The following is an 18429-nucleotide window of genomic DNA, read 5'->3' as shown; positions in this document are numbered from 1 at the left end:
GGGATATCGATGGGAGACACGGATATTGTTCCACCTAGACCAGCGGATGCGCTTGATACGGGACTGCTGCTGAATGCGCTGATGGCGCTCAAGAAAGGCGATTTCACCTATCGGATGCCTTACGATCACACGGGCATTGCCGGCAAAGTGGCGGACACCTTCAACGAAATCGTCGACATGATGGAGAGTCTGGTGGGCGAGGCGCAGTCCGTCGCCAAGGTCGTCGGCAAGGAAGGCAAGCTGAGCCGGCGCTTCGTCCATAAGAATACGGGGGGCTCGTGGGAGACCGCTGTCGAATCGTTGAATGGTCTTGTCATCGATTTGATTCAGCCGACGAGCGAGATGGTGCGAGTCATCAATGCGGTCGCGCAGGGGGATTTGTCGCAGAAGGTGGAGATGGAATTCGAAGGCCGGCCGCTCACGGGCGAGTTCCAGCGGACAGCCAACAATATCAACCGCATGGTCAATCAGCTGAGCACGTTCGCGTCCGAGGTGACGCGGGTGGCGCGCGAGGTCGGTACCGACGGTAAATTAGGCGGCCAAGCGGACGTCAAAGGCGTATCCGGCACGTGGAAAGACTTGACGGACAGCGTCAATTACATGGCGAGCAACCTGACCGACCAAGTTCGTAACATCGCGGCCGTCACGACCGCCGTCGCGAACGGCGATCTGTCGAAGCAGATTACCGTTAATGCGAAGGGCGAGATTCAGGAGCTCAAGAATACGATCAATACGATGGTCGATCAGCTCTCGACGTTCTCCTCCGAGGTGACGCGGGTGGCGCGCGAGGTCGGGACCGAAGGGAAGCTCGGCGGCCAAGCGGACGTTAAGGGCGTATCCGGCACGTGGCGCGATTTGACGGAGAGCGTCAATTACATGGCGAGCAACTTGACCAATCAGGTGCGGAATATCGCGGTCGTCACGACGGCCGTCGCGAACGGCGATCTGTCGAAGAAAATTACCGCCGACGTGCAGGGCGAAATTCTCGAGCTCAAGAACACGATCAATACGATGGTGGATCAGCTCTCGACGTTCGCCTCGGAAGTCACGCGGATGGCGCGCGAGGTCGGTACGGAAGGCATTCTCGGCGGTCAGGCCGAGGTTAGCGGCGTCGCCGGCACGTGGCGGGATTTGACGGAGAGCGTCAATTACATGGCGAGCAATCTGACCAACCAAGTGCGAAATATCGCGGAGGTTACGACGGCCGTCGCCAGAGGGGACCTGTCCAAGACGATCACCGTCGACGCGAAGGGCGAGATCCTTCAGCTGAAAAGCACGATCAATACGATGGTGGATCAATTAAGCAATTTCGCCTCGGAGGTCACGCGGGTCGCAAGAGAGGTTTCCAACGAAGGGATTCTCGGCGGCCAAGCGGACGTGAAGGACGTATCCGGCACCTGGAAGGATCTGACCGACAGCGTTAACTTCATGGCGAGTACCTTGACCGACCAAGTGCGGAACATCGCGGGCGTGATGACGGCCGTCGCGAAGGGCGATCTGTCCAAGCAAATCACCGTTAATGCCAAAGGCGAGATCATGGAGCTCAAGAGCACGATCAATACGATGGTGGATCAGCTCTCGACGTTCTCCTCCGAGGTCACGCGGGTGGCGCGTGAGGTCGGCACGCTCGGCATCCTCGGCGGCCAAGCGCAGGTGCGCGGCGTCGCAGGTACCTGGTACGATTTGACCGAAAGCGTTAACTATATGGCGAGCAACCTGACGAATCAGGTACGGAACATCGCGGTCGTCACGACGGCCGTCGCGAACGGGGACTTGTCGAAGAAAATTACGGCGGATGTACAAGGCGAAATCCTCGAGCTCAAGAACACGATCAATACGATGGTGGATCAGCTCTCCACCTTCGCCTCCGAGGTCACGCGGGTAGCCCGCGAGGTCGGTACGGACGGCAAGCTCGGCGGCCAAGCGCAGGTAAAAGGCGTCGGCGGCACGTGGAAGGATCTCACCGAGGGCGTGAATAACATGGCCCGCAACCTGACGGACCAAGTGCGGAACATCGCGGACGTCACGACGGCCGTCGCCAAGGGGGATCTCTCCAAGAAGATCACCGTTGACGTGAAAGGCGAGATTCTGGAGCTCAAGATTACCATGAATACGATGGTGGACCAGCTCAGCAACTTCGCCTCCGAGGTCACGCGCGTCGCGCGGGAAGTCGGAACGGAAGGGAAGCTCGGCGTACAGGCCGAGGTGAAGGACGTCTCGGGAACGTGGAAGGATCTTACGGATACCGTAAATTACATGGCGAGCAACCTGACCGTTCAGATGCGGAACATCGCCGGCGTTACGACGGCCGTCGCGAACGGGGACCTGTCGAAGAAAATCACGGTCGACGTGAAGGGCGAGCTGTTCGAGCTGAAGAATACGATCAACACGATGGTGGATCAGCTGAACTCGTTCGCGTCCGAGGTTACGCGGGTAGCGCGGGAGGTCGGCACGGACGGCAAGCTGGGCGGGCAGGCGCAGGTACGGGGCGTTGGCGGAATCTGGAAGGACCTGACCGACAACGTTAATATCATGGCGACCAACCTGACGGATCAAGTGCGGGGCATCGCGAAGGTCGTAACGGCGGTCGCGAACGGGAACATGAAACAGAAGCTGACCGTGGAGGCCAAAGGCGAGATCGCCGAGCTGACCGATACGATCAACAACATGATCGACACGCTCGCAACCTTCGCCGTCCAGGTTACGACCGTCGCGCGGGAGGTCGGCGCGGAAGGCAAGCTGGGCGGGCAGGCCAGCGTGCCTGGCGCCGCGGGAACGTGGCGGGATTTGACCGACAACGTTAACTACATGGCGAGTACGCTGACGACGCAGGTGCGCGCGATCACGAACGTCGCGACCGCCGTAACGAAGGGCGATCTGTCGCGGACGATCGACGTGGCCGCGGCCGGAGACGTCGAGACGCTCAAGGATAATATCAACGAAATGATCCGGAATTTGAAGGAAACGACGCGCATCAATACGGAGCAGGATTGGCTGAAGACGAATCTGGCCAAATTCTCTCGCCTGCTGCAAGGGCAGCGGGATCTGAATGCGGTCTGCCGCATGATCCTGTCTGAGCTTGCGCCGCTCGTCTCCATGCAGCATGGCGTGTTCTACATTAACGAGCCGGTGAACGGCGAGCAGGCGCTTGCGTTGTTCGCAAGCTACGCCTACCAGCAGCGCAAGCACTTGGCGAATGAATTCCGCGCCGGGGAAGGGCTTGTCGGTCAGTGCTTGATCGAGAAGCAGCGCATTCTGCTCACGAACGTTCCTAATGATTATGTCGTCATTTCCTCGGGACTCGGAGAAGCGACGCCGCTCAATATCGTGCTGCTGCCGATTATTTTCGAAGATCAAGTGCTCGCCGTGCTGGAGCTGGCTTCCTTCCGCCGATTCACCGAGATCGACATCGCATTCCTGGATCAGCTGACGGAATCGATCGGGATCGTGATCAACACGATGCAGGCGACGCAGCGGACGGAGCAGCTGCTCACGCAATCGCAGTCGTTGACGGAAGAGCTGCAGAAGCAGCAGAACGAGCTGAAGAGCACGAACGAAGAGCTGGAGGACAAAGCGAAGCTGCTCGTCATTCAGAAAGCGGAAGTGGAGAGCAAGAACAACGAGGTCGAGCTGGCGAAACGGTTCCTGGAGGAGAAAGCCGAGCAGCTTGCGCTCACGTCCAGGTACAAATCCGAATTCCTCGCGAACATGTCGCATGAGCTGAGGACGCCGCTCAATTCCCTGCTGCTGCTGGCCGAGCAGCTGGCCGAGAATCCGGATGCGAATCTAACCGATCATCAGGTCAAATTCGCCAAGACCATTCAGGAGTCCGGGCTCGATCTGCTGACGTTGATTAATGATATTCTCGATCTGTCCAAGATCGAATCCGGCACGGTGACGCCGGATTACGGCAATCTGTCGATCGCGGATCTTAGCGGCGGACTCGACCGGATGTTCCGGCAGATCGTCAACAACAAGAAGCTGGATTTTCGCTTGACGACCGAGCCCGGCGTGCCGTCCGTCATCTCGACGGATTCGAAGCGCTTGCAGCAAATTTTGAAAAACCTTCTCTCGAACGCGTTCAAATTCACCGAGCAGGGGCAGGTCATGCTCCAGATCCGCAAAGCGGATACCGGCTGGAGCGCGGAGAACGAGACGTTGAACCGGGCGAAGACGGTGCTTTGCTTCTCCGTCAGCGATACCGGCATCGGTATTCCGGCGGAGAAGCAGCAAATCATCTTCGAGGCGTTCCAGCAGGCGGACGGCAGCACGAACCGCGAATACGGCGGCACGGGCCTCGGTCTGACGATATCGAAGGAAATCGCGGAGATGCTCGGCGGCGAGCTGACGTTGTACAGCGTGCCGGGTATCGGCAGCACGTTCAATTTCTACCTGCCGCTGGATGTCGAGACGAGCAGCGAGCAAGCGCCTCGCACCGCTTACGTGCCGGAGGTTATCGACGTCGCGCCGATGGTTCGTACGCGCAGCTTCGCGAGCTATTCCGGTGATTCGGTCCTGGATGACCGGGATACGATCAAGCCTGGCGACCGGGTATTTCTTATCATCGAGGACGACTTGAAATTCAACGAAATCCTGCTTGGCCAGCTTCGGAAGAAGGGCATCAAGGCCGTCATCACGACCAAAGGCTCAGATGCGCTCCATCTTGCCGTCCGTTACAAGCCGGCAGCGATCACGCTGGACCTGCGCCTTGCCGATATGGACGGTTGGCTCGTTATCGAGCTGCTGAAGAACAATCCGGAGGTGCGTCACATCCCGGTATGCGTTATTTCCGTCGAAGAGGATGCGGTCGAGCTTCTGCGGAAGGGCGTCTCGGACTTCATCTGCAAACCGGTGTCGAGCGAGGAGCTGGAGCAAGCGCTGGAACGCTTGAGCGCCAATGCCGATCGAACGCTCCGTCAGGTGCTGGTGGCCATGCATGACGAGCCCCGCCGCAGGCAGCTGACCGAACTGCTGACCGGCAGGGACCTGAAAATCACGGCGGTGGATACGGTTCGCAAAGCGGCGAATCAGTTGAAATCGCGACAGTTCGATTGCATCGTGATCGATAATGATCTGCCTGAGCTATCGATTGGATCATTCGTCCGCGATATTCTCAAGAACGAGAGTCTGAAGCAGGTGCCTATTATTCTGCATACGAGCCGCAAACCGACGCCGGCCGAGGCAAGCGAGATCGAAGAGTCGATGAAGCTTGCCGTGCTGAAGCAATCCAATACCTTGGTGCAGCTGCTGGAGGACACGACGCTGTATCTTCACCGCAAGGCGGAAAATATGGCCGATTCGCCGCAAGAGAAGCTGGTCAGGCTGCATGCTTCCGACGAAATGATCGCCTTTAAGAAAGTGCTCGTCGTGGATGACGACATCCGGAATATATTCGCATTGACGACGATTCTGGAACGACATAACATGCTGGTGCTCCCTGCCGAGAACGGTCACGATGCGATCGTGGCGCTTGAACAGAACCCCGATATCGACATCGTGCTCATGGATATCATGATGCCGGTCATGGACGGGTATGAGACGACGCGGGCGATTCGGAAGCGGAAACGGTTCGCGGACCTGCCGATCATCGCGCTGACCGCGAAGGCGATGAAGGGCGACCGGGAATTGTGTCTCGATGCCGGCGCATCGGACTATATCACGAAGCCGGTCAACAGTGCGCAGCTCGTGGCGATGATTCGCCATTGGTTGGGGAGCGCAGTCGTTCCGGTGGGCAGAGGGTAAGCAAGCTAGACGAAGATAAGCGAGAATATGTGAGGGAAAGCGAATAGACGAAAGGCAGCCGTGATCGGCTGCCTCTTTGTTATGCGGTCATTCGGGAGATGGCCGCCGTCTTTACTTCGGAGCGTTCGGCTGCTGCGTCTGGCCTGCCGGCGCCTCCGAGTAGGTTTTCTGGCAGTACATGTTGGAAATACGGGGGATGGTCACCGTATCGCCGACTTGCAAGGGCTTCTTGTTGTCCGCGAGATGCGGATTCGCTTCTTCCAGGATCAAATAAGGCATGTTGTAAGTATGGCATATCGATGCCATCGTGTCGCCCGGCTTTACTTGATGCTGCGCGTACACCATGTCATTGGCCTGATCGTCCCGGAAGAAAGGGAAGAAGAACGGGGAGAAGAAGAACGACGGATACAAGAAACGGCCGGGAAAGAAGGGATGCCCGAACGGGCGAAAGAAAGGACGGCCGAAGCCGCCGCCGAAGCCGCCGCCGAAGCCGCCGCCTGGAAAGAAACCACGATTCATGAGTTAACCTCCGCTAATGTTATAGTCATGTGTCTATACATGGTATTACGCAGATGCCTAATGGTGACAGTGAATTGGAAGAGGCAGCGCTTCACCCCCGCAGAGGCGGGGTATATGTCAATTAACATGAACATGGAATGCGGGTGCGAATATGGATTATACAATGATTACCGTCAAGCTGATCACGGGCTTCTTCGGGCTTTGGATCATGACCAAGCTGCTCGGGAAGAAGGAGATTTCGCAACTGACGCCGTTTGATTTCGTCTCGTCGTTGATGTTGAGCGAGCTGGTCGGCAACACCATCTATGACCGGGAGATTCATTTCATGATGCTCCTCTATTCGCTTGTCCTGTGGATGGCGCTGTCGCTCGCCCTTGAGAAAGTCGTTCAGCTCCTTCCGTGGCTGTCGGTGCCGCTGAGCGGCAGACCGGATATCCTCATCCGGCACGGCATAATCGACTTGCGCGCGATGAAGCGGAACCGACTGGACATGCATCAGATTGGCATGCTGCTTCGGGAGCAGGGAATATTCAGCGTAAAAGGCGTCGAATACGCGGTGTTCGAAACGAACGGCAGCCTGAGCGTCATGAAGACGTCCAGCGAAGGAATTCCTGCACGGGAGCGGTCGGATAAACAAGCAGCGAATGCGGTCGGTCTTCCTCGTATCGTGATCGAGCAGGGTTATGTGCAGCGGGATGAGCTGCGCGAACTGGGGCAGAGCGAGGAATGGCTGTTGTCTCTTCTTCAGGAACAAGGCGTCGAACGGGTCAAAGATGTGTTTTATGCGGAGTGGACGGAAGGGGATGGACTGTACATTCAGTTGAAGTGAGTTTGCGGACCAGAACTCTAGCGATTCACCCTCTAACGCCCCATTCCTCTCGACTCCGTCCCTTTGCGGGACGGGGTTATTGGCATGGGCTTCTGCGACATTATAGAAATGACTTACTTCACTGATTTGAGTGTCATATTATCTATCATTTAATTGCGATTATTGAATCGTAATAGAAAATTTCAGGAGGAAGCGTAAATCGATTTAGCCAATTTGATGCGGATTTAGGAGTGACAATCGTGTTTTTTCAAGCTATTATGATACCAAGATGATTTTATGTTAGGTAATCTAACATTTCCTATGATTTGGGTGAATATTGCTCTCTACACTATCGAGGAGGGTTGCGAATGCACGGTAAACTGTGGGATGTTCTGATCACGGGTGGCAGCGTTGTGCTTCCGGATCGGGTTGAACAGGCGGATATCGGTATCAAGAATGGAACGATTGCCGCAATCGCGCCGAATCTGCCGATAGAGGAAGCTGGCCGCGTACTGAATGCGGAAGGCAAGCATATCTTCGCGGGCGTCGTGGACGCGCATGTGCATTTGAACGAACCTGGACTCGGCGACTGGGAAGGCTTCGTGACCGGAACGGCCGCCTTGGCAGCAGGAGGATGCACCTCATTCATCGACATGCCCTTGAACGGCTTGCCGCCTACGATAAACACGGCAGCGTTTGAGCAGAAGCTCGAGGCGGCTTGGCAAAGCGGCACTCGCGTGGATTACGCGATATGGGGCGGGCTTGTGCCGGGCAACAGCGGCGACTTGGCCTCGCTCTCGGAGGCCGGAGTCATCGGCTATAAAGCGTTCATGTCCTCCCCGGGAGATACGGGGGACGGATGCTTCGAGAATGTGGATGACGCGGAACTGCTGGCGGGAATGAAGGTTATCGCGTCTCTCGGCCATATCTTGGCGCTCCATGCGGAGAACGAACCGATCGTGGTTTCGCTTGCCGCGGAGAAACAGGCTGCAGGTCAGGTCGCGATGCGGGATTATCTCGACTCGAGACCGCCGCAAGCGGAGCTCGAAGCCGTGACGCAGGCCATTGATATGGCGACGATTACCGGCTGCAAGCTGCATTTTGTCCATATCAGCACACCCGAGGCGATCGAAGTGATCGACGCGGCCAAGCGATCCGGCCTTGATGTGACTGCGGAGACCTGCCCGCATTATTTGGCGTTTACCGATGAAGACGTGATTCGAATCGGAGCCGAAGCCAAATGCTCGCCTCCCATCCGCACGAACGTGGAACGGGAAGCGCTTTGGCGGCAGCTGGCCGAAGGAAAGATCGATATCGTCGCTTCCGACCATTCCCCGTGCCCGCCGGCCATGAAGAGCGTGAAGGACGATAATTATTTCGCCGTATGGGGCGGTATCCTCGGCGGGCAAAGCACGCTTGAAGCGGTCGTCAGCGAAGGGGGGCTGAGACGCGGCATACCGCTGCCGGTCTTGTCGCGGGCGATGTCGGCCGCTCCGGCAGCGCGGTTCGGATTAGAGCGCAAAGGATCGATCGCGCTTGGACTGGATGCCGACATCGCCATCGTAGACTTGAACGCGGAATACGTATTGACGGCCGATCAATTAAAGTACCGGCACGCACATAGCGCTTACGAAGGCATGACATTCGGCTGCCAAGTGGAGACAACGCTGCTCCGAGGCCGAATCGTATACGACCGAACGGCCGAGAACGGCGGATTGGATACGGAGGCACCGTCGAGCGGCAGGCTGCTGCTGCCCCGTACGGCGACAACACGAACCGGATAAGGGGGATACGCGATGAAGGCAAGCGACGCCCGATTACGAACGACGCAGCTCCTGGCCGGTTTTGCCGGCTTGGGGGAAGATCCCGCTGGCGGCGTCACAAGGCTGTTGTACGATTCTGCATGGCAGGAAGCCCAGCAGACCGTCGTATCTATCATGCGAGAGGCTGGGCTTGAAGTGTCGATCGACGCGGTCGGCAACGTCTTCGGCAAGCTGGAAGGAACGGACAGGGCGGCATCGACGGTAATGACCGGTTCGCATATCGATACGGTACGCAGCGGCGGGCGATATGACGGCGCGCTCGGCGTAGCGGCAGGCATTGCCGCCCTGGCGAGATTGAAGGAAATTTACGGCCAACCGCGCCGAACGCTGGAGGTGGCCGCCTTCTGCGAGGAAGAAGGCAGCCGATTCCCGCTCGCCTATTGGGGATCCGGCAATGTCACGGGAAGCAAAGACTTCACCGGCAGTTTGGACGCGAAAGATCCGGAAGGAATCTCGCTTCGATCGGCCATGCTCGCGGCCGGTTACGATCCTGAAGCGCATCGCTTCAGCAAACGAGCGGACATCGGCGTCTTCGCGGAGCTTCACATTGAGCAAGGCGAAGTATTGGAACGGGAAAATACGCAGATCGGGATCGTCGATGCGATATTCGGACAGCGGCGCTATTTCGTGGAAATCGAGGGCCGCAGCGGGCATGCGGGAACGACGCCGATGGCCATTCGCGCAGACGCGCTTGCTGCGGGAGCAGAGATGATCGGCTGGCTCAGGCAAGCCGCGGTCGCGGCAGGAGACGGTCTTGTCGCGACAGTCGGCAAGCTGGACGTTCTGCCGAACATAGCGAATGTAATCCCAGGCAAAGTCCGTTTGTCGCTGGATATCCGGCATCGGAACGAGGCTGTAATCGCTGGATTTTGCAAGCTTACGTTGGATTCATTCCGCGATATCGCTGAAAGGCACGGCACATCGATCACGATGGAATGTTGGCTGGCTGAGCAGCCTTCGCCGATGAACGAGGCGCTTCAGACGGAGCTCTCGCACGTATGCGAAGATTTAGGCTATTCGCATCGGCGCATCAGCAGCGGCGCGGGACATGATGCAGGACTGTTCGCGGCCTTATGCAGAACGGCGATGATATTCGTTCCAAGCCGAGGCGGCATCAGCCATTCTCCGCTTGAATATACGCCATCCGAAGATATCGAGCGCGGCACGGAAGTGCTGACAGCGCTGCTCTACAACTTAGCTTATGGGGAGGATGCGACATGAAGAAATATTCGGATTTGTCTCCGTCGCCCCGCATCATCATGACGCCTGGCCCGGTCGAGGTCGATCCCCGCGTGTCCCGGGCACTCTCTTACCCGATCCTCGGACAGTTCGATCCCGAATTCACGGCGATCATGAACGAGACGATGGAAATGCTGCGGGACCTCTTCCAGACGTCCAACCGCTGGGCGTACCCGGTGGACGGCACCTCCCGGTCGGGGCTGGAAGCCGTGCTGACCGGACTGATCGAGCCCGGAGAGCGAGTGCTCGTGCCGATATTCGGGCGCTTCGGCTACTTGCTTGCCGAAATCGCCGAGCGATGCGGCGCGGAGGTGTTGACCATCGAGACGGAGTGGGGCTCCGTATTCGAATCTACCGAGGTAATTGCCGCGATCGACAGGTTGCAGCCAAGCTTGGTGGCGATCGTACATGGCGAAACATCGACCGGTCGCATGCAGCCGTTGGCGGATATCGGACGTGCATGCCGCGAACGCGATATTCTGCTCGTGGTCGACGCGGTCGCGACGATCGGAGGCGTTCCGGTCGAGACGGATGCGTGGATGCTGGATGCCGTCGTCGGCGGCACGCAGAAATGCTTGTCCGTCCCTTCCGGCATGTCGCCCATTACGTACAACGACCGCGTCGAAGCGAAGCTTCAGAGGCGCAAGCGAATCGAGAAAGGGATCCGTCCGGAGGGATACGTCGATGCCGATCCGACATCGTTCATCCGCAGCAATTATTTGGACTTAACGCAGCTGCAGGACTACTGGAGCCCGCTTCGGCTGAACCATCATACCGAAGCGACGGCGATGCTCTATGGCTTGCGCGAAGGGCTGAGGCTGGCGCTTGAGGAAGGGCTGGAAGAACGCTTCGCCCGGCATCGGCTGCACGAGCGCGCGCTGACCGCGGGGCTGGAAGCGATGGGACTGCGGCGTTACGGCGACGACGCCTGCAAAATGCCCGTCGTGACATGCGTCTGCATCCCTGAGGGCGTCGACGGCGAGGCGGTTCGCAGTCAATTGCTGACGGATTTCGGCATCGAGATCGCCAGCTCGTTCGGGCCGCTTAAGGGACGCATCTGGCGGATCGGGTCGATGGGCTACAGCTGCCGTAAATCCAATATTTTGCTCGTGCTGGCCGCGCTCGAAGCCGTGCTTCCCTTGCATGGGGCCGTCATTCGGTCCGGGACCGCGATTCGGGCCGCATTGGGAATTTACGGGGGAGAGGCGGAACGTCAGACTTAACGTTATCACCGAGCTTAGGCTTAGGGGCAAATTATTGAATGAGCAGCATGATGAAACAGCACGATGAAATAGAATGATAAAACAGCATGATGAAACAGCACGATAAGCCGCATGAATGCGGCTTTTTTGCTTTTCGCTTGTACGTTGAAGATCTCTATGAAGTGTCGATAAGAGATGCTATATTCTTCCAAATGATCTGCTATAATGCAAATAGAAGCAGGTTCATGACGCATGAGTTAGGAGCATTCCAATCTTGAGTTGGAGGTCGGGAGACATGAGCGATTCGGGGATTTTGAGTCGTGCCAAGGAATTTCTGTACGGCAATGCGCGTTTGTTGGACCGTAAGCGCTTTGAGTTTCATTTTGAAGGCGGCCCCGGGGAAGACGTCATCTACGTTCTCCGGATGTACCAGAATCGGGACGGCGGGTTCGGGAATGCGCTCGAAAGCGATATTCGCTGCCCGTCCAGTCAGCCGGTTCCAACGGAAATGGCGCTATTGATTATGGATGAGATCGGCATTTTCGATGGGGATATCGTCCGCGGCATCGTGAACTATGTGCGCGACAACACGCTGCCTGGCGGAGGAATCCCGTTTGTCTTCCGAAGCGCTGCCGAATATCCGCATGCTCCCTGGTGGAAGACGGAGACCGACGATCAGCCGGCGATCAATCCGACGGGCAGGATTATCGGATTGCTCTACAAGCAGCAAGCGTATACGGATTTCGTGAACGAGGAATGGTTTACCCGCAATGTGAACTATGTCTGGGACGCGATGGAGAGCGAGACGCCGCAAGGCTATCATGACGGCGTGCAATGGCTCTCCTTTCTGGAAAACACGCCGGAAACCGCCAGACGGGATTCGCATTGGCCGCTGCTCGACGCCTGGCTTGGTCGGCCGGGCGTCATCGAACGGAATCCGTATGCGAAGGGTTATGTACAGAAGGTGCTGGATTGGTGCCCAAGCCCGACAAGCTATGCGAGCAAGCTCGTAACGGATGATGAACGATATCGCCATCTCGATATGCTTGCATTGCAGCAGCAGGATGACGGCGGCTGGCCGATCAGCTGGGAAGCGCTCTCTCCGGGGACCGAGACCGAATGGCGCGGCTGGATTACAGTCGAACGGCTTCGCACCTTGCGAGCGTACGAGGTCATTTGATCTACGATTGTTTGATTGTTTGATTGGCGAAGGCATGAATCGGATGCAGACCAGTTGTTCGATGCGGAACAAATTCGGTTAATCAATAGCAATGAACAAATTTGATGTGCGAAGGGATGATCATTCATGCTCCATTCATTCATCGAAGGCATTGAATATACGGAAATACCGGTATCCGATCTGGATGCCGCCCTGGATTGGTACTGCGGCAAGCTGGGTGCCAAGCTTGGGTTCCGCAATGATGAGTTGGCCTACGTGGATTTCGTAATGGGTCCCAGCTTATTCCTCGTCAAGACGACCGACCGGACGGCGTCGACGTTCCTGGTGAATGGCAAGGACCATTACGCATTCGGCTTCCGCGTCAAGAACATCGAAGGATTTCGGCTGTATCTCATCGAGCTCGGGACTGAGGTCACGACGATAAAGGATGAAGGCCAGATCGGGAAGTTTTTCACCTTCTATGATCCGTTCGGCAATTTGTTCGATGTACATGAGCCTGCTGCCGTGGCTATTGAGAACATGCAGAATGGGGCAGGCGCTTAATAGCTTCCTCAATCATTACCAGAACCGTCAAAACCGTCAAAACAATCAAAACCATTAAAACCAACCAAAACCGTCAGGAGACAGCGCTCCTGACGGTTTTGTCATGTGGATGAGTATAGCGGTCGACGGCCGGGCGACGTTATTTCAAATAAACGCGGCTGTAGCTGATCTCGTAATATTTGCCGGAGAGCGCGGAAGCCGGAAGCGTCTTGTTTACGCTCGCGACTTGCGTATGGCCCCAGCCGAAGTCGAAGATAAAGTCCATGTCGATCGGCGTTCCGCCCGGCGTGTTGCCGACGGTCCAGTTGTAATTGCTGCCGGATTGCACGAGATGGCCGTCCATGTACATTTTGTAGGAGTTATCTTTGCCATAGTACAGCTGCCACGTATGGTACGCCGTCGGGTCGAACGTAGAAACGCCGCCGGCAGCCATGCCCGAGCTCCAACTGCAGTAATTGATCGCATCGGGATTGTTCACGCTGTTGGAGTGCCAGTACCGGCCGTCGAAATTCGTATTGCCGCCGCCATTGTCGTAGCCGAAGCTTTCCACGAGGTCAATCTCGGCTCCCTGATTCCATTGATTGCCCGCATTCCAGAGCGCGAACCAGAATGCTTGCGGCGTGACGTAGCGGACGCGTGTCTCCCAGAGCACGTCTCGGCCGAGAAGCGAGCCTCCGTTCGGCAAATTCCACTTCGCCTGAATGGAGCCGTTGCCGACGTTATGCTGGCTCGGGGAGACGGAAGTCGCTCCGTTGAGCGGAACGAGGAAGGTCTTGAGCGAATCCGCCGTAAACTGTCGGACCGGATGGCTCGGATCCTCGACGGGCTGCGGGCCCGTGGCCGTGCTGCTCAGCGCGGTCGCAGCCGTTGGCGCGACGATGACGGCCCCGTAGTTGGTTCCGTTGGCAATCGTGCCGAACTGATCGTGGAATTGAAATTCGCTGATCAGGTCGTTCGTGTTCTTGATCGTGCCGTTCGTGCCGAAGTGCCAATTCTTCACGAGCGTGTAGCCGGTAAACGATCCCGATGGCGCAGGTCCGACCGCCGGACTCGTCAAGCTGCCGCCGCCGACCGTTTCAGTGCTGGGCGTTCCCACCGTCGTGCCGGACAGCGTCAAATTGCCGAAAGCCGAGGTGTCGACATAATTGTTGCCCGTTCCGTTCCATACGAGCTGGCTCTCGCGAGCGCTGCCGTTATCGTCGTCATTATCGGCGATATCGAATCCGATGACCGTACCTGCAGAAGGCGTGACGCCGAGGCTGCTCCATGGAATCGCGAGCTCGGCGGTGAATCCGCCGCTGATGGCGGCTGTCGCATGCAGGACGCCTGCCGTGTTGTTGTTCTTCTCGACCAATGTGCCGTCATTGTAGCCGACCTGGAACTGGCGGTCGTAGCTGTCGTAGGTCGTGCCTTTGTTATGGTTGGCGTCGATATAAATATCCAAGGAATCATCGTCGTAAATGAGAGGGGAGTCGTTATAGAGATTGCTGTCGAGCGCTTTGATACCGACGTACAGGTAGGTCGCATCCCAAAGCGTGCCGAAAGTGACGGTATTGTTCGGCGTTCCGATCGTGGTCTTGGCTGCCGTGCTTCCGAGGCTCCAGACGGACTCGCTCAGACTGCCGTCAGCTGCGATGCCGGCCAGCGTTTTGTTCGCGGAAGCCGTTCCGGGCGAAGATCCGCCGACTGTCGTGCCGGACAGCGTCAGGTCGCCGAAAGCCGAGGTATCGACATAATTGTTGCCCGTGCCGTTCCATACGAGCTGGCTCTCGCGCGTGCTGCCGTTGTCGTCGTCGTTATTCGCGATGTCGAAGCCGATAACCGTGCCAGCGGATGGCGTAACGCCAAGACTGCTCCACGGGATCGCGAGCTCGGCGGCGTAACCGCCGCTGATCGCCGCGGTTGCATGCAGGACGCCCGCCGTATTGCTGTTCTTCTCGACCAATGTGCCGTCGTTATACCCGACTTGGAATTGCCGGTCGAAGCTGTCGTAGGTCGTGCCTTTGTTATGATTGGCATCGATGTAAATATCGAAGGAGTCGTCGTCGTAAATCGCCGTCGAGTCGTTGTAGAGATTGCCGTCCAATGCTTTCACGCCGACATAGAGATAGGTGGCGTCCCAGAGCGTGCCGAAGGTGACCGTATTGTTAGGTGTGCCGATCGTCGTCGCGCCTGCAGTCGTTCCGAGCGACCATACCGATTCGCTTATCGTGCCGTCGATCGTCAGGGCTGCCAACGTTTTGTTGGCCGAAGCCGTCCCTGCCGCCTCGGTCGTCGCGGCGCCAATCGACGCCGTCGTTGCCGCGACCATGGCCGCGAGCGTCAAAGTCATCATTCGTTTACGCATCGTTCGTTTCATCAAAAACCTCCTCAACGAATTCATTGCGGTGATGCAAGACCTGACCTGCACGAAACAATGGGGCATAATCCTTAAACCGCTAGCTAACGCTCGATCACCTCCCTAATGGACCCTACTCCGCCGGTGGTCGTTAACCGGGAGGCACCTCAGAATATACAGACGCTCGCTTGCACGGTCTATGCAATAAGATGACCGTATTGATGTTTTTGTGATGTAAAGCGAATGGAGACGAATCAACGACTTCGAAAAACGGTTCCGAGATGCTGTTTTCAGGAAATTCACTTGAACGGCGTCTTGTCCGCAGCCCTGAACCCTTGTTATAGTTTGGTAGTGCGAGATTGCCTCGGGCAGAAGAAGAACGGGTCATGGAAAGGGATGGGGCAAATGAACGAACCGATGAACGTTGGATTAGAAGCGGCTGGGACCGATTGGCTGTCTCCGCAAGGCATGCTTCGCATCTGCGAAGCCGCTCGTTATCCGAGGGAGATTACGGATGCGTTAATCGCGGAGACGGAGCGACTTACTCGGGATGCGGCAGGTGCCGCGGCGGCAAAAAGGTTTTACCTTGCGTTGTTCGTTGACCGCGAACGGCCGTCCGGCGAAATGAATCAAGAGCTGCTCGCCTTGGGCGCGAAAGGTGAAATGCTGGCTGCGGTCATCTATGCCGGAGCGATACCGCAATTATGGGAGCGCTGTCAGCAACGCGGCATTCCGGTTGAAGTGCTGATCGATACCGTGCAGGATATCGTCATCTGGATGAAAACGCATCGCAAGCGCACGGGACACTGGGGTTTGAGCGAGCTGAATTGGCTGCATACCCATATGACCGGCGGACTGTTCCGGCTTGGACGGATTCAGTTTGAGTCCATTGCGAACCCCTACAACGTATGGGTATTTCGTCATCGTACGACGGGGGAAATCGTTACGCTTGCGGCGGCAGGCACTCGCTTCCAAGCGGATGGGCGGCTAGCCGATCCAGCCGAACAGAGCGCGGCTGATTCGCTCGAGAACGCGGGTGAACGCGAGACGGAAGGAGAATGGACCTCTTCGTATAACTTCGACGGCAAGCATTACGAAGGGACGCCTGTTTCTTCGCTTGGTTTGGCGAGCCGCGACGTTGTGAGCCTACCTGCAGATACATGGTCGCTTGCCTTGCAGGCTGGCGATCAGGTTATGAATGTCCATATTCCCGAAGGCGGCCCTTTGTCCTATGAAGCTTGCTTGGAATCGTATGCGCAGGCGGCAAATCTCGCTGCCAAATGCTTCCCCGGACAAGACTTCCGTGCTTTCGTCTGTCAATCCTGGCTGCTATCCCCGCAGTTCAGGGAGCTGCTTCCGGAACGGTCGAACATACGACAATTTCAATGCGATTATCGCTTGCTGCCTCTGCGCTCGGATGAAGCTCAGACGCTGGAGCGCGTGTTCGGTTACGGTACGACGCGCGAAGCGCTGACGGACTTGCAGGCCGAAACTTCCCTGCAGCGCATCGTCCGCAATCATCTGATTTCGGGCGGTCATATTCAGAATGGAGCGGGATTTATTTTGATGGATGATCATTGATTGCGAAAGCGAGGCGTCCGTTTGAAACGGTTCATGATCGGCCAGTACGGCGGATTCGACGAAACGAAGTACCGCAGAGATTTCAGAGACGATTTTCATGGAATTGAAGCTTGTCTCTTCGACAGCGCGGAAGATATACGACGATTGGTTCAAGAATCGAAGAAGACCGGGTTGCGGATCGGCATTCATTTTCCGCTGCAGGCAAACGGGTCGCCGGTTCGGGATGCCTTGTTTCTCGCGCAAGACGATACGGTTCGAGCTCGGGCATTCGAATGGATGGGGCGGGAGCTCGACGATCTGATTCCCGTTCAGCCCGACTATATCTTGTTCCATTATCCGAAGCCCGTAATCTTGGATGACCGGGTAGACTGGAGCAGCTGGCGTTTCGCCGATCCAAGCGAATATGTACGAGAAAGTCAATATTCGATGGCGCAGCTGGAATCCGCGACCGAGGTGCTGTTCGACTGGCTGACGTTGAAGAGCGAAGAATGCGGCTTCATCCCCGTGCTGGAATTCGATGCGTTAAACCGCTATATCTATGAAACGGATTTCCTGGAGCGCATGCTGGATAAGCATCCGCGAATTCGCCTTTGCCTGGACACGGGCAGGCTGTACTTGCAAGACCGGCTCGATCCGTATTTTGATGCCAAAGCCGTGATCAATAAATTCGCGAAGTATGCGGAGACCATCCATCTGAAGAACGTGCGCATCACCGACAAGATCGAGCATAACCATCATCCCGCGCTGCCGGACTTGAAGCCGGAGGAAGGCTGGGCGCCGATCGAAGAATACTTGCTCCTGATCAACCGACAGAACCCCAGTGTGAAGGTCGTGTTCGAGCATCGGTCCGAGCTCGTCAGCGACGATGAGCTGTCAGCCTGCTACGAATGGATAGACCGATTGCTGAATACGCCCTGAAGGAGAAGAACGACATGACGATAGCGGTCAATTATAAAATGTATACGATGTGCATGGTCGAAAACGGCGATGAGGTGCTGCTGATTAATCGGCCCGATAAGCGAGGCTTCCCGGGATACATTGCGCCAGGCGGAAAGGTCGATTACCCGGAAAGCATCGTGAATGGCGCCATCCGCGAGGTGAAGGAAGAGACGGGTCTCATCGTGAAGAATATCATCTATAAAGGGCTTCACGAATACTGCGAGCCGAATCAAGGGCTGCGTTATATGGTGTTCAACTATCTGGCGACTTCCTTCGAAGGCGAGCTGCTGGAGCACCCTCCCGAGGGAGAACTCGTCTGGGTGTCGAAGTCGCGAGCACTCGAATTGCCGATGCAGGACTGGTTCAAACAGCGGTTCCCGTTGTTCTTCGAACCTGGTACCTTCGAAATGAGCTTCGTATGGAATGAAGACACGAACGAGACGATCGCCGAGACGATCAAACATTATAATCGTGGCTTGCAAAAGGCGGATTCGCCCGCGGAGATATAATCCAAG

Annotated in this window: 12 protein-coding genes; 10 read left to right on the top strand and 2 right to left on the bottom strand. The window is 56.9% G+C overall.

Annotation, left to right across the window (positions count from 1 at the left end; all coding sequences use genetic code 11):
* Positions 1 to 9 precede the first annotated feature (9 nt).
* Positions 10 to 5742, top strand: a complete 5733-nt coding sequence (locus AC0YNU_RS00735; protein WP_475752403.1) for a HAMP domain-containing protein — start codon at positions 10 to 12, stop codon at positions 5740 to 5742.
* A gap of 111 nt (positions 5743 to 5853) precedes the next feature.
* Here the strand turns inward: AC0YNU_RS00735 and AC0YNU_RS00730 are convergent, their stop codons facing one another.
* Positions 5854 to 6261 carry a LysM peptidoglycan-binding domain-containing protein gene (locus AC0YNU_RS00730; protein WP_475752402.1) on the bottom strand — a complete coding sequence of 136 codons (408 nt, stop codon included), beginning with the start codon at positions 6259 to 6261 and terminating at the stop codon, positions 5854 to 5856.
* Between the two features lie 151 nt (positions 6262 to 6412).
* Here AC0YNU_RS00730 and AC0YNU_RS00725 point away from each other — a divergent pair, with 151 nt between their 5' ends.
* The 6 genes from AC0YNU_RS00725 to AC0YNU_RS00700 all read left to right on the top strand — a co-directional run bounded on the left by AC0YNU_RS00725 (position 6413) and on the right by AC0YNU_RS00700 (position 13056).
* On the top strand, positions 6413 to 7090 hold the full coding sequence (locus AC0YNU_RS00725; protein ID WP_475752401.1) for a DUF421 domain-containing protein: 678 nt from the start codon (positions 6413 to 6415) through the stop codon (positions 7088 to 7090).
* Positions 7091 to 7437: 347 nt separating this feature from the next.
* On the top strand, positions 7438 to 8853 hold the full coding sequence (gene allB, locus AC0YNU_RS00720; protein ID WP_475752400.1) for an allantoinase AllB: 1416 nt from the start codon (positions 7438 to 7440) through the stop codon (positions 8851 to 8853).
* Positions 8854 to 8865: 12 nt separating this feature from the next.
* Entirely contained in the window at positions 8866 to 10113 is a 1248-nt protein-coding gene (locus AC0YNU_RS00715) for a hydantoinase/carbamoylase family amidase (protein ID WP_475752399.1), read from the top strand.
* On the top strand, positions 10110 to 11354 hold the full coding sequence (locus AC0YNU_RS00710) for a pyridoxal-phosphate-dependent aminotransferase family protein (RefSeq protein WP_475752398.1): 1245 nt from the start codon (positions 10110 to 10112) through the stop codon (positions 11352 to 11354). The genes AC0YNU_RS00715 and AC0YNU_RS00710 overlap by 4 nt, the downstream gene beginning before the upstream one ends.
* Before the next feature lie 274 nt (positions 11355 to 11628).
* Positions 11629 to 12513, top strand: a complete 885-nt coding sequence (locus tag AC0YNU_RS00705; RefSeq protein WP_475752397.1) for a hypothetical protein — start codon at positions 11629 to 11631, stop codon at positions 12511 to 12513.
* Positions 12514 to 12639: 126 nt separating this feature from the next.
* Complete coding sequence (locus AC0YNU_RS00700; protein ID WP_475752396.1) at positions 12640 to 13056, top strand: VOC family protein; 417 nt, start codon at positions 12640 to 12642, stop codon at positions 13054 to 13056.
* Between the two features lie 139 nt (positions 13057 to 13195).
* Here the strand turns inward: AC0YNU_RS00700 and AC0YNU_RS00695 are convergent, their stop codons facing one another.
* Positions 13196 to 15415 (bottom strand): sugar-binding protein, encoded by a 2220-nt coding sequence (locus tag AC0YNU_RS00695; RefSeq protein WP_475752395.1) that lies wholly within the window; start codon positions 15413 to 15415, stop codon positions 13196 to 13198.
* A gap of 384 nt (positions 15416 to 15799) precedes the next feature.
* On the opposite strand from AC0YNU_RS00695, the gene AC0YNU_RS00690 reads away from it, so the two are divergent.
* Genes AC0YNU_RS00690 through AC0YNU_RS00680 form a run of 3 tightly spaced genes read left to right on the top strand, consistent with a single transcriptional unit; the run spans position 15800 to position 18423 of the window.
* Entirely contained in the window at positions 15800 to 16975 is a 1176-nt protein-coding gene (locus AC0YNU_RS00690; protein ID WP_475752394.1) for an acyltransferase domain-containing protein, read from the top strand.
* Between the two features lie 21 nt (positions 16976 to 16996).
* The gene (locus AC0YNU_RS00685) at positions 16997 to 17893 is read left to right on the top strand and encodes a sugar phosphate isomerase/epimerase family protein (protein ID WP_475752393.1); all 897 of its coding nucleotides are present in this window, start codon (positions 16997 to 16999) and stop codon (positions 17891 to 17893) included.
* A 14-nt stretch (positions 17894 to 17907) separates the two neighbouring features.
* On the top strand, positions 17908 to 18423 hold the full coding sequence (locus tag AC0YNU_RS00680; RefSeq protein WP_475752392.1) for an NUDIX domain-containing protein: 516 nt from the start codon (positions 17908 to 17910) through the stop codon (positions 18421 to 18423).
* The last annotated feature ends 6 nt before the right edge of the window (positions 18424 to 18429 follow it).

This window comes from Paenibacillus sp. J31P316, from assembly GCF_056269105.1.
Note: the sequence above shows the minus strand (reverse complement) of the source record. Positions and strands in the feature narration are given on the sequence as shown.

Bases quoted from the DNA above. Each gene is read 5' to 3' on its own strand.
- AC0YNU_RS00730 (WP_475752402.1), bottom strand. From the start codon at position 6,261: ATGAATCGTGGTTTCTTTCCAGGCGGCGGCTTCGGCGGCGGCTTCGGC.
- AC0YNU_RS00700 (WP_475752396.1), top strand. From the start codon at position 12,640: ATGCTCCATTCATTCATCGAAGGCATTGAATATACGGAAATACCGGTA.
- AC0YNU_RS00725 (WP_475752401.1), top strand. From the start codon at position 6,413: ATGGATTATACAATGATTACCGTCAAGCTGATCACGGGCTTCTTCGGG.
- AC0YNU_RS00690 (WP_475752394.1), top strand. From the start codon at position 15,800: ATGAACGAACCGATGAACGTTGGATTAGAAGCGGCTGGGACCGATTGG.
- AC0YNU_RS00715 (WP_475752399.1), top strand. From the start codon at position 8,866: ATGAAGGCAAGCGACGCCCGATTACGAACGACGCAGCTCCTGGCCGGT.
- AC0YNU_RS00705 (WP_475752397.1), top strand. From the start codon at position 11,629: ATGAGCGATTCGGGGATTTTGAGTCGTGCCAAGGAATTTCTGTACGGC.
- AC0YNU_RS00695 (WP_475752395.1), bottom strand. From the start codon at position 15,415: ATGAAACGAACGATGCGTAAACGAATGATGACTTTGACGCTCGCGGCC.
- AC0YNU_RS00735 (WP_475752403.1), top strand. From the start codon at position 10: ATGGGAGACACGGATATTGTTCCACCTAGACCAGCGGATGCGCTTGAT.
- AC0YNU_RS00680 (WP_475752392.1), top strand. From the start codon at position 17,908: ATGACGATAGCGGTCAATTATAAAATGTATACGATGTGCATGGTCGAA.
- AC0YNU_RS00710 (WP_475752398.1), top strand. From the start codon at position 10,110: ATGAAGAAATATTCGGATTTGTCTCCGTCGCCCCGCATCATCATGACG.
- allB (WP_475752400.1), top strand. From the start codon at position 7,438: ATGCACGGTAAACTGTGGGATGTTCTGATCACGGGTGGCAGCGTTGTG.